This is a genomic window from Paenibacillus sp. 37 (genome assembly GCF_008386395.1).
Classification (GTDB): Bacteria; Bacillota; Bacilli; order Paenibacillales; family Paenibacillaceae; genus Paenibacillus; species Paenibacillus amylolyticus_B.
In genome coordinates this window covers 2,004,421-2,016,556 of sequence record NZ_CP043761.1, presented here as the reverse complement: position 1 = coordinate 2,016,556, position 12,136 = coordinate 2,004,421, and the positions used below count along the sequence as shown (strand labels likewise).

10 protein-coding genes are annotated in these 12,136 nt (G+C 46.5%); all 10 read right to left on the bottom strand.

Features of this window, described 5'->3' with window-relative positions:
* Positions 1-15 precede the first annotated feature (15 nt).
* The gene (gene trmL / locus F0220_RS09185; protein WP_017689589.1) at positions 16-483 is read right to left on the bottom strand and encodes a tRNA (uridine(34)/cytosine(34)/5-carboxymethylaminomethyluridine(34)-2'-O)-methyltransferase TrmL; all 468 of its coding nucleotides are present in this window, start codon (positions 481-483) and stop codon (positions 16-18) included.
* Positions 484-622: 139 nt separating this feature from the next.
* On the bottom strand, positions 623-1,711 hold the full coding sequence (gene serC, locus F0220_RS09180) for a 3-phosphoserine/phosphohydroxythreonine transaminase (RefSeq protein WP_105598007.1): 1,089 nt from the start codon (positions 1,709-1,711) through the stop codon (positions 623-625).
* Between the two features lie 362 nt (positions 1,712-2,073).
* The gene (gene glnA, locus F0220_RS09175) at positions 2,074-3,498 is read right to left on the bottom strand and encodes a type I glutamate--ammonia ligase (RefSeq protein ID WP_105598006.1); all 1,425 of its coding nucleotides are present in this window, start codon (positions 3,496-3,498) and stop codon (positions 2,074-2,076) included.
* Positions 3,499-3,911: 413 nt separating this feature from the next.
* A complete protein-coding gene (gene aroF, locus F0220_RS09170; RefSeq protein WP_036610039.1) occupies positions 3,912-4,976 on the bottom strand; it encodes a 3-deoxy-7-phosphoheptulonate synthase in 1,065 nt (354 codons plus the stop codon).
* Positions 4,977-5,266: 290 nt separating this feature from the next.
* A complete protein-coding gene (locus F0220_RS09165) occupies positions 5,267-6,220 on the bottom strand; it encodes a 4-hydroxy-3-methylbut-2-enyl diphosphate reductase (protein WP_076327038.1) in 954 nt (317 codons plus the stop codon).
* 67 nt (positions 6,221-6,287) lie between these two features.
* Positions 6,288-7,748: a sensor histidine kinase gene (locus F0220_RS09160; RefSeq protein WP_105598005.1), complete on the bottom strand. Its 1,461-nt coding sequence runs from the start codon at positions 7,746-7,748 to the stop codon at positions 6,288-6,290.
* 1 nt (position 7,749) lies between these two features.
* Positions 7,750-8,439 carry a response regulator transcription factor gene (locus F0220_RS09155; protein ID WP_091014684.1) on the bottom strand — a complete coding sequence of 230 codons (690 nt, stop codon included), beginning with the start codon at positions 8,437-8,439 and terminating at the stop codon, positions 7,750-7,752.
* Between the two features lie 176 nt (positions 8,440-8,615).
* Positions 8,616-10,280 carry a S1C family serine protease gene (locus F0220_RS09150; protein WP_091014685.1) on the bottom strand — a complete coding sequence of 555 codons (1,665 nt, stop codon included), beginning with the start codon at positions 10,278-10,280 and terminating at the stop codon, positions 8,616-8,618.
* A gap of 148 nt (positions 10,281-10,428) precedes the next feature.
* Positions 10,429-11,091, bottom strand: coding sequence for a response regulator (locus tag F0220_RS09145; protein ID WP_091014686.1), 663 nt, complete (start codon positions 11,089-11,091; stop codon positions 10,429-10,431).
* Positions 11,092-11,109: 18 nt separating this feature from the next.
* Entirely contained in the window at positions 11,110-12,135 is a 1,026-nt protein-coding gene (locus F0220_RS09140; protein ID WP_091014695.1) for a HAMP domain-containing sensor histidine kinase, read from the bottom strand.
* Position 12,136 lies beyond the last annotated feature (1 nt).

Here is a 12,136-nt window from a genome sequence, read left to right as displayed (position 1 = left end):
ATTTATAACCTCAATTTATCCTTCTAACCCCGGGAAATTGAGCTGGCGCAACGCTTCATATACAATAATTGCTGCCGAATTGGACAGATTTAATGATCTAACGTCACCAGTCATTGGCATTTTCATGCATGTATCGGGATTCGCAGCAATTAATTCAGGTGGCAGGCCTTTAGTCTCTTTACCAAACACGAGGAAATCTCCATCCTGAAAATTAAAATCACTGTATCGGTTCTTGGCCTTCGTAGTTGCGTAGAAGAAACGACCTTCCGGATATTTTTCCTGAACCTCAGCAAAGGAGTCGTGGTATTCAATATGAACAGCATGCCAGTAGTCCAGCCCTGCACGTTTCAATGTAGCATCATCTGTTCGAAATCCAAGTGGACGTACGAGATGCAGATGGGTACCGGTTGCCGCACAAGTACGCGAAATATTGCCTGTGTTCGCCGGAATTTCTGGTTCAACCAGAACGATGTGTAAAGCCATATGTGTTCAATCTCCTTTTCATTTCATGTTGACGACAACCCTCTAATCTTAAAGAAAAGCCCTCCACACGTCAATGTGGAAGGCTCTGGTAAGGCACAGGATTAGACACGAAGGTCCATTACACCGTACCTATACTTAATTATCCATTTATCTTCTGGAAGTGGCTCATAAAGTCTGTCAGTGCCTTAACACTCTCATAAGGAGCAGCATTATAAATGGAGGCACGGAGACCACCCACACTGCGATGTCCTTTCAGACCTACAAATCCTTCTTCCTCTGATGCCTTGATGAACTTTTTCTCCAGTTCCTCAGAAGCAAGACGGAAGGTTACATTCATCAGGGAACGATCTTCTGTTTCCACACAACCACGGTAGAAATCGCCGGAAGCGTCAATTGTGTTATAGAGCAATTCCGCTTTTTTCGTATTTTTTTGCTCAATACCAGCCAGTCCGCCCTGTTCTTCAATCCATTTCAATACTTCATTCACCATATATACCGAGAAGGATGGCGGCGTATTGTACAGGGAGTTGTTATCTACATGTGTGCTGTAACGAAGCATGGTTGGAATCGTTTTAGGCGAATCGCTCACCAGTTCCTCACGAGCAATTACAACCGTAATTCCGGATGGACCCAGGTTCTTCTGTGCACCCGCGTAGATCATGCCGAACTGATTAAGATCAAATGGTTTACAGAAAATATCACTCGACATGTCCGCAATCAGAGGTACTGAACCGGTATCCGGGAACGACTTGAATTGCGTACCTTCAATTGTTTCGTTGGAAGTCAGATGTACATAAGCCGTACGTTCTGGCAAACTCAGATTCGAAACGTCCGGCAATTTCATAAACTTCTCTGCTTCTGAAGATGCAGCAACATGTGTCTCGCCGATCAACTTCGCCTCAGACAGAGCCTTTTTGGCCCAGCTGCCAGTCATCACGTAACTTGCAGTCTGCCCTGCACCGAGCAGGTTCATTGGCAACATCGCGAACTGAGTGCTTGCACCGCCCTGCAGAAAGAGAACCTTGTATCCTTTTGGATTGCCTAGAAGCGACAACAAGCGCTCCTGAGCTTCATTATGTACAGACTCGTACACCGCTCCACGGTGAGACATCTCCATAATCGACATGCCTGTATTACGAAAATCTACAAATTCCGCCTGTGCACGCTCCAGTACCTCAAGTGGCAACGCCGCAGGTCCTGCATTAAAATTATACGCTCTTTTTGTCACAAAATCCCCCGCCCTTTCCATCCGTAACTCTGACATACAAACAGCATTTTGCACAATTCGATTAGAATCGCTCACGGGTATAAGATATAGACAAATTGAATCATTTTGATCTATATCTTACTTATTGAAAGTCGCTCTATGGATTTGTGCAAAATGCACTCAAAGTGAATATTATCGCTATGATATCAGTATTCTCTATCTGCTTCAAGGGCAATATGCACTGAAGTGTTGAATTCAGGTCATCAAATTCCTTTATCACCCTGCAAAGTTAAAGCACTACATTGTTTAATTCAAGGAAAAGCCTCCGAGAGCGTGTCCCGGAGGCTTTATGTTGGAACAAAAACTGTTCCGACCCCGACCGATTAGCAGTCGAAGTAGAGGCTGTACTCGTGTGGATGAATGCGAATCGCTACTGCTTTCGCTTCATCACGTTTGAGGTTGATGTAGTTTTCAATGAATTCTTTTGTGAATACGCCGCCTTCAGTCAAGAACTCGTTATCAGCTGCCAATGCATCAAGTGCTTCTTCGAGGGAAGCTGGCACACTGCGGATGTTTTCTTTATCTGCATCAGACAGGTCATAGATGTTTTTATCGAGCGGACCATATCCAAGCTCAGTTGGGTTGATTTTGCGTTTGATTCCATCCAGACCAGCCATCAACATCGCGGAGAATGCCAAGTATGGGTTAGCTGTGGAGTCTGGTGTACGGAACTCGATACGACAACCTTTTGGTGTCACAGCTGCAACCGGAATACGAACTGCTGCGGAACGGTTACCTTTGGAGTAAACCAGGTTAACCGGTGCTTCGTAACCAGGTACAAGACGTTTGAATGAGTTTGTACTAGGGTTAGTCAAAGCGATCAGTGCCGGAGCATGGTACAAGATACCTCCGATGTAGTGCAATGCCATTTCACTCAGGTTAGCATATCCTGCTTTGTCATAGAACAATGGGGAATCGCCATCAAAGATGGATTGGTGAACGTGCATTCCGCTACCATTATCACCGAACAATGGTTTTGGCATGAATGTTGCTACTTTACCATATTGACGTGCAGTGTTGTGCACGATGTATTTGTATGCAAGCAGGTTATCTGCTGTTTTCTTCAGTGTATCAAAACGGAAGTTGATTTCAGCTTGACCCGCTGTCGCCACTTCATGGTGATGACGCTCAATCGACAGGCCTGCTTCTTCCAAAAGGCGACACATTTCGCTACGAATATCTTGTTGTGTATCTACTGGTGCTACTGGAACATATCCACCTTTAGTGCGTACTTTGAAGCCCAGGTTTCCGCCTTCTTCTTTGCGGTTCGTGTTCCATGAAGCTTCTTCGGAATCTACGTAGTAGGAAGAGCTGTTCGTACCGCTCTCATAACGTACATCGTCGAAAATGAAGAACTCGGATTCAGGTGCGAAGAATGCCGCTGTACCTACACCGCTTTCTTGCAAATAAGCTTCTGCCTTAACAGCGATGCTACGTGGGTCACGCTCATAACGCTCGCCGTCCGGAGTGAAGATATCACACATAACATTTAATGTAGGGTGTGCAGTGAACGGATCGACATAAGTCGCTTCAGGGTCTGGCATCATAACCATATCGGACTCTTCAATTCCGCGGAAACCTTGGATAGAAGAACCGTCAAAAGCTACTCCATTTGTGAACGTGTCTGCATCAACAGCCGAAGCTGGCAAGGAAATGTGATGTGCACGACCAGCTAAATCTACAAAACGAAAATCTACCCACTCGATGTTGTTCTCTTGAATTGATTTCAATACGTTTTCAACCGACATGTATTCGTCCTCCCAAATATTCCGAACATTAAACAACCCCACTAAGAAAATGTCTAAATTCGAATTTTTTTCTGTCGTCATTATAAATTTTAAAACCTGACATCGTCAATACTTATGTAAGGTATTTTTTGCGAGTATGTTAGCTATACTCACATTTTATAAATAACAAAAATTCATATAACAACTAGTTTCATATACATTTAACTGGTTTAATGCGGTAAAGCGACCCCTTTTTTATCCTAAATCATGGAAAAAACTTCACATCATAAATGTTTCTTATCACTATTGATTAATAAATACGTTCAAAACTGCAAAATATGCAAAAAACCGAGCATCTATCTGAGATCATCGTAATAAACGAGACCAGATGAGATGCCCGGCTGATGAGCCAGACCTTGACTATGAAATTCTGATTATACGCCTACACGTGCCGGGAAAAATTCTGCCGGTTGTTTGGCTGTGCTGAATGATTTACCCACGATTGGTGCCAATTTCTCCAGATCCTGCAACAGGTTGGCGAATTGGTCAGGGAACAAGGATTGCACACCGTCTCCTGTCATGGAGTTATCCGGATCGGTATGCATTTCAATGATCAGGCCATTGGCACCCGCAGCAACGGAAGCTTTTGTCATCGGTTCCACCAGTTCACGTCGTCCAGTACCATGGCTCGGGTCAGAAATAACCGGCAAATGGCTGAGAGACTGCAGAACAGGGATCGCGGACAGATCCAGCGTATTCCGTGTGTAGGATTCAAACGTACGAATACCACGTTCACACAGCATGACATTTGGGTTACCACCCGCAAGAATGTATTCAGCCGCATTCAACAATTCATCGTATGTCGCACTGAAGCCACGTTTCAACAATACCGGTTTGCCACACTCGCCCAATTTGCGGAGCAGGTCAAAGTTCTGCATGTTACGTGTACCTACTTGCAGAATATCTGCGTACTCGGCGCAAATATCCACATACTCAGGTGTCATGACTTCTGTAATGGTCAGCAGATCATGTTTCTTGCCTGCTTCCGCCATCATGATCAATCCCTCTACGCCCGTTCCCTGGAAGCTGTAAGGACCTGTACGCGGCTTGAATGCACCACCACGTAACACTTGCCCACCAGCAGCTTTCACAAGCCCCGCAATCTCATCAATCTGCGCAGCGGATTCAACTGCACATGGTCCACCCATGACGACAAGTTCTTTTCCGCCGATATCCACACCTTTGATGGAGATCACCGTATCTTCCGGATGGAAGTCACGGCTTGCCAATTTGTAGGATTTCGAGATTTTCACAACATTCTCGACACCTTTCATTTGGCGAAGATGCTCTTGCATTTTAGGTTCAACTTTGCCAATCAAACCAATGATAGTACGATCCTCTCCGCGAGAGATATGCACCTGAAGCCCTTCTTTTTCAATAACTGCAACGATATCCTGAATCTGTTCCTCCGGTGTAGCTTTGCCTGCAATAACGATCATATTAATTCCCATCCTTCCTTGTATGAGAGCACCATAATTTCTTAACGTGCGTCTGATTAAACATAAAAACTCTGTCGCGCTTAAACGCTTGTTCGCTTTTAAGCTTTTATCCGTTAAAGTGAATATACCATAGTTATCTTATTGCGTCAAGGTACACATTCCTTATCCATATACAAAAAGAATCCTGCTCCACAGGCTCCGACATTCGGATCTGCATAACAGGATTCTTCTCATTCACATCTCGTTTTTAACTCACATACACTTAGACTTACTTTTACATTTCCTTTGCCCTAAGGTGTACGTGTTTTTTCTCTAACTGGAGGCAACAGTTTGCTCATGTTCACGGTACGTTTGATCTCCCACGTCTCCGGCTTGTCATGTTCATACTGCTCCAGGTAAAGGATGACTTCCTTCGTGATCGGTGTTGGTGTTGATGCACCCGAAGTAACCGCCACCTTATTTACACCTTTGAGCCATTCTTGCTGAATCTCGGAAACATCAGATACACGGTAGGCCGTAACACCCGCAATCTCCTCCGACACTTGTGCCAGACGGTTAGAGTTATTGCTGCGAGGATCACCCACCACGATAACCAGGTCCGCTTGACCTGCCTGTTCCGCGACAGCTTCCTGACGAACCTGAGTTGCAAGGCAAATCTCATTATGAATCTCTGCGCCCGGAAACTTCTCTAGCAGACGGCTCATGATGTGTTTGATATCCCACTGGCTCATCGTGGTCTGATTCGTAATAAGGATTTTGCCTGGAGATACGTTCAGTTCTTCGATCTCTTCTTCCTTCTCGATCAGATGAACAAGATCTGGTGCAACACCAACGGCACCTTCTGGTTCAGGATGATTCCTTTTGCCGATATAGATGATCTGATAACCCTCTGCCGTCTTCTCCCGAATGAGATCATGGGTCTTGGTGACATCAGGGCATGTTGCATCCACTGTTGTCAATCCTTTGTCCCGTGCCAACTTGCGCACTTCAGGAGATACACCATGAGCTGTGAAAATAATCGTGCCACTCTCCACTTGGCTCAAAATATCCATCCGGTTCGGACCATCCAATGTAATAATACCTTCATCTTCAAAGGAATCCGTCACATGTTGGTTATGCACAATCATACCCAATATATAAATAGGTCGTGGTAAATCCAGATTGCGTGCCGCTTGACGCGCGAGCACCATCGCATCCACAACGCCGTAACAATATCCCCGCGGCGAAATTCGTAGTACTTCCACTTGGTTGCCACCCGCTTTCTTTCTCGGCAACGTTGCCGATGTAATTGCAGTCCTGTCTATTATACCTTTATTCGATAGGCGGAGCAAAGACAACCGGCAACCAGATAATAAAGGTGGTTCCTTCTCCACGTCTGGTCACAACCTCAACCGATCCATGGTGTTCCTCAATAATCCACTTCGCAATCGAAAGTCCCAGACCTATGCCCGGTGTAGCCCCGCGGGATTCGTCTGCCCGATAGAAGCGATCAAAGATGAACGGCACTTCGTCCCGATCCATCCCAATACCGGTGTCGCTGATGCGTAGTCCCACCTGACCTTTGTATAATACGGCATCCAGCGTCACAGAGCCTTCAGGTGTGTATTTAAACGCATTTTCAATGAAAATAAACAACATCTGTTGCAGATAGTCCTTGCTACCGTTCACATAAATGCCGTTAAGGATGGAAAAATCTCCTGGAAGCCAGTCTGCCTGACGATCCAGAAATTGTGCTCTGCGTGCCACTTCCTGTACGAGTATCTGCAGCGGGATCGGATTCAGTTCAATTTTCTGACCCGTATCCGCTCTCGCCAGCGATAACATGTCGCTGATCAGCCTGCTCATACGTTTTCCCTCGTCCGCCATGTCTTCAATGGCTTCCAGCGACATTTGCTTGACAGTCTCCTCATCCAGATTCGGTCGGTCGGTTCCCTCCTGATCCCACAGCTTCTTCAGGAAGTCTACGTTCCCGCGAATGGTGGTCAGCGGCGTACGCAGTTCATGCGATGCATCGGATACAAAGCGGCGCTGGGCAGCATTTGTCTCCTCCAAACCACGGAATGACAATTCTGTACGTTCAAGCATATTATTCACCGTTTCAATCAGACGCCCAATCTCATCCTTCGGCCCAGCATATTGAATACGTACACTTAAGTCATCTCCAGATTGAATCTGATTGGCGGCATCAATGACAGTCACGAGCGGACGCATCGACTTGCGGGCCAGCACAAGGCCTGAGGTTATAGCCAATGCCATCGCTACCAGCCAGCCAAAAACCAAAATATTAAGCAACGCTTCCAGCAAGCGCTCTTGTGAACTTACATTCGCACCAACCTGAAGAATTCCACGTACTTCATTGGTTCCCTGAAGAGAAAGGGGGAGCTGATTCACCAGAAACGGCGTTCCATCCACATAGATCTTGGATATGCCTCGCTTTTTAAGTATCTCATTGGCTTTTAATACCGGAAACTGAATCTGCAGTTTCTCCATATTACCCGAAATTCTGCCTGAGCGACTCTGATAATCCCAGAGTTGAATATAGATTTGTGCCTCCTGAAGCTGACTCTCTGTAAATGGGTCCAGATCCAACGACTGTGAAAGAGGATTAACACCGATCTGCTCCGTAATCCGGGTACTCTTCACTTTCAGTTGCTGTTCGACTTCCTGATAGGAGTTAAAATACACAAAGGCATAGATTACAACGCCCCAAAAAATAAGCACAGCCGCCAAAATGCCAGAATACCATGCGGTTAGTCTTAACCGGATGGACATATCAGGAGTCACCTCTCAGGATATAGCCGGCTCCCCGGATGGTCTGGATTAGACGCTTGCCACCGTATTCTTCGGTCTTCTGTCTGAGCATGGCAATGTACACTTCGAGCACGTTAGATTCGCCGCTGTAATCATAACCCCAGATTTTATCCATAATCAGATCGCGAGATAGGACCCGTCTTGGATTTTGCATGAACAGATTCAACAGCTCGAATTCTTTGGCAGTCAGCTCCAGACGCTGCCCATCTCGCAAAACTTCGCGTGAGTCATTGTCCAAAATGATATCTTCATACATTAAGCGGTTGTCCGGCGTGCCCCCACTATCAGACTTTCGGCGGAGCAATGCGCGGACACGTGCCAATAATTCTTCCAGCGCAAAAGGTTTTACAAGGTAGTCATCGGCTCCTGTGTCCAGTCCGGTCACCCGGCTCTGTACTTCATCCTTGGCCGTCAGCATTAGCACAGGCACTTTGCTGCCTGCTTCTCTCAATCTGCGACATACCTCAAATCCGTCAATCTGCGGCATCATCACATCCAGCACAACGATGTCCGGTTCCTTGTCCATCAGTTTGCTGAGGCCTTCGGCTCCATTGGAAGCCGTCTGTACCTCATATCCTTCAAAAGCCAGCCCCCGGCGAAGCATGGACACAATTTTTTCGTCATCATCGACAATCAAAATAGTTGAGCGCATGGTGGTCTTTCTCCTTTTTCCTAACGTTTTATCCCATTGTAACAGGCAGAAGCACAATCTGCATCTTCAAGTAGGCGGTCTCCAATCCGTACTGGTCCATTGTAACCTTGCTCAATCAGGGCAAAAAAACGGAAGGGCCTTCAATCCCTTCCGTTCTGTTAATCCTTGCCCGATATTTATGGTTGCTGCTGTTGTGTATCTGTTGTTTGTGAAGTATCAAAATCATTTTTGTTGCCGATTTTGATTTTCAGATCCATTTTCTTACCATCACGCACCACATTCAGTGTAACTTCACTGCCGATTTCCTGTTTCTTGATAAAATCAATCAGATCCTGACTTGTGGCGTACGGCGTACCGTTGGCACCTGTGATGATGTCATATGCACGAAGATCTGCTTGGTAAGCCGGTGATTGGAAGATCGTGCTGGCTACCACTGAACCTTCGGTAACATCTGTTCCCATTTGTTTAGCAACTTCAGGCGTAAGAGCCATCAGAGACGCGCCGATAAATGGTACTGGCTCTTTGGGCACTTCTTTGTTCTCTTTGAGATATTTAACGGCTTCAGAGATGACGCTCGATGGGATTGCAAAACCAATTCCCTGTGCATCTGCGCTTACTGCAACGTTCATTCCGATAACTTCCCCATTCAGGTTAAGCAACGGACCACCGGAGTTACCCGGATTAATCGAAGCATCGGTTTGCAGCAAATGGCTGTACTCACGTGTTTTTCCTGTTTCTTCATCTGGAATGCTGATTGTACGTTCTTTGGCACTCAGTACACCTGCTGTAACGGTGTGTTCAAATCCTTCCGGGTTACCAATAGCTACAAGCCATTCACCGACTTGGGTACTGTTGGAATCACCCAGTGGAGCTACAGGGAACGCATCGTCACCACTGTTTTTCTCAATTTTCAATACAGCCAAATCCAGATCAAAGCTGCTTCCCAGCAGTTTAGCTTCATAAGGCTTGCTGTTGTTCTCCAGGGTTACCTGGATTACGTCTGCACCCTGAACAACGTGTTGATTCGTCAGGATATATCCTTCTTTGTCAAAAATGAACCCGGAACCAATGCCCATAGGTACAAGCTGATTACTACTTTGTGGTTGCTGGCTTTGGCCTTGATTGCCTTCCGTTCCACCGCCATTACCAAAGAAGTATTGGTACAACGGATCACTTGTGTTTGATCCACCCTGACCCAATCCTGTACGTGAGGACTGCTTCGCGAGTGTTTCGATTTTGACGACTGCTGGACTTGTACTCGTCACTACGGAAGAAACATCTTCTTTGCCTGTTGGCAGTAACGACGCTGTGACATTGTTGCCTCCGCCTGTGTTTGTGGATGCTTCCTGTCCTGAACTTTGATTGTCCGTGTTCGTAAGTGCCGTCTCTGGTGTGAACATGTTTGTTCTGTCAGCTGTGTACATGAGAACGGTGATGACAAGCATACCGGCAATAAAGGAAAATAGAAGTGATCTTACGGAAGAACGCGGTTTGCGGTTATTATAGTTCCAGTTGCCTTTGCCGCCATTCCCTTGATCTCCACCGTTACCTGAGCCGTTTCCACCGCCTGCTGATGATCTCTTCGCTTGTTCAGATGATTCACTATTATAGTAAGTAGGTACGGGTCTCACCGGATCAGGTTTTGTAATCTCTACATTTCCTTCTTCACGTTGATTATTGCTTCCCATGTGATTTGCTGTATCTTCCTGATTCACGGACTGAAAAGGTCCATAAGAATAATAATAGGAGGATTCGTCCGTTCCGGAAGAATTGCGGTTCTCCGTTTGTTTGGTTTCGTTTTCCTCGTCTTGACGGTTCGATCTATAGTTGCGTTCGTCCATGCCTCTCTACCTCCCAATCTCTTATTCCCAAGAGATATTCTTTAACTGTCCTTATTTTGTACTTTAAACCTTAACCGTACCTTAAAAACAATTAAAAAGGAGATAAAAGCACGTAAGAATAGACTCTGTTCCCCGTCACGACAGCATTTTACCCTTTCGTTTTCACCCAACCCTGACGATGCGCATAGATGGCCAATTGTGTACGATCGTCCATTTCACATTTCATCAGCAGGTTACTTACATGTGTTTTGACGGTTTTGATACTGATATGTAATTCTTCTCCGATATCTTTGTTGGTCTTTCCCTCTGCAATAAGCAGCAGCACTTCCTTCTCCCGTTCAGTCAGACCGGATTCACTCTCTCTCGCTGTACGTTGTCTGATTCCCCGGGTTAACGCCTGCGACACATCACCTGTCATAACAGGCATGCCTCTATAGGCCCCTTGCAGAGCATAGATCAGTTCTTCAGCAGAGACTGTCTTCAGTACATAACTTACCGCACCCGCTTCAATCGCTTGCACAACCAGATCATCCTCCAGGAAACTGGTGAGCATTACAATTTTCATCCCTGGAAATTCAGTCATGATGGCTTTTGTTGCTTCAGCGCCATTCATTATCGGCATCATCAGATCCATCAGGATCAGGTCCGGCATTTCACTATCATTTAACTTGCGTAACTGATCAAGCGCATCCTGCCCGTGGCCCGCTTCTCCCATCACATGAAAAGTTGGTTCCAGCATCAGATATGTTTTCAACCCCATGCGCACCATATCATGGTCATCCACAATCATCACGTTTACTTTACCACTCATTCCGTCTCCCCCTCTGGTTCACTCAGGAACGTTCGGGAATTTCGGAATCAATACCCGCACCGTCGTTCCCGCTCCCGGTTTCGATATAATCTGAACTTGCCCCCCAAGCTTCTCCGCCCGTTCACGCATGGTAGATAACCCGTATGAACCCGGTCGCTCCGCTTGCTGCAAAAATCCCTGACCATCATCGCTGATGCTCATGCTAATCTGATGTTCACTTTCCCGTATGGACAGACTGACCACCCCTGCCTCTGCATGCTTCACGACATTGGCAACTGCCTCCTGAATAACAAGAAACAGCTGGTGCTCAATGGCATCCGAGATTCCGCCATCCAGTTCCAGCTCTTTCACACCTTTAAGACCATTCTGCCTGCAGTAATCAGGAAACCAGCTATCCAGTGCTGCGGTGAGGTCACGCCCTTCCAGCTCCACCGGTCGAAGCTGAGCAATCAGTCCTCGCATCTGACGCTGTGCAATATGTGACATCTGGATTAACTGGTCCAGTACTTTACCACCATGTTCCGGATTCATCTCCAGCAGACGAGGTAAAGACGAAGCCGACATATGCATGGCAAACAGCTGCTGGCTAACCGTGTCATGGAGGTCCCTTGCCATTCGTTTGCGCTCTTCAAGCACAGCCTGCTCCGAGGCTTGCTCCTTCTCAATGACTTCCTGCTCACCGAGACGCTGAAGCAGTCTCATCTTTTTCTCAATCGAATCCATCATGACATTGAACTCCTGATAGACACGACCAAATGAAGCGTCATCCGCTTCAGGCATGCGCACCGCCAGATTACCCTTGGACACTTTCAACATGTTGAGATCAAGCAGGTCGATCTTGCGCTGAAGTCGTAATGCAGCGATATATCCGGTGATAACGGTGGCCAGCACAACAACGGCCACATAGGTCCATGCCCGCTGACGACCAGCCCCCATCAACACCTCTCCATACAATAGATAGAATCCGCCCAGCGTAATCAGACCAGTTAGCGCAAAATACATCATCAGTTCCCATTTATTGGCTTTGAGAATTGTTCGAATCATG

What these genes read in the sequence shown, in the direction of transcription:
- trmL (WP_017689589.1), bottom strand. Translation starts at nt 483, where the DNA reads ATGGCTTTACACATCGTTCTGGTTGAACCAGAAATTCCGGCGAACACA.
- F0220_RS09155 (WP_091014684.1), bottom strand. Translation starts at nt 8,439, where the DNA reads ATGCGCTCAACTATTTTGATTGTCGATGATGACGAAAAAATTGTGTCC.
- F0220_RS09160 (WP_105598005.1), bottom strand. Translation starts at nt 7,748, where the DNA reads ATGTCCATCCGGTTAAGACTAACCGCATGGTATTCTGGCATTTTGGCG.
- glnA (WP_105598006.1), bottom strand. Translation starts at nt 3,498, where the DNA reads ATGTCGGTTGAAAACGTATTGAAATCAATTCAAGAGAACAACATCGAG.
- F0220_RS09145 (WP_091014686.1), bottom strand. Translation starts at nt 11,091, where the DNA reads ATGAGTGGTAAAGTAAACGTGATGATTGTGGATGACCATGATATGGTG.
- aroF (WP_036610039.1), bottom strand. Translation starts at nt 4,976, where the DNA reads ATGATCGTTATTGCAGGCAAAGCTACACCGGAGGAACAGATTCAGGAT.
- F0220_RS09140 (WP_091014695.1), bottom strand. Translation starts at nt 12,135, where the DNA reads ATGATTCGAACAATTCTCAAAGCCAATAAATGGGAACTGATGATGTAT.
- F0220_RS09150 (WP_091014685.1), bottom strand. Translation starts at nt 10,280, where the DNA reads ATGGACGAACGCAACTATAGATCGAACCGTCAAGACGAGGAAAACGAA.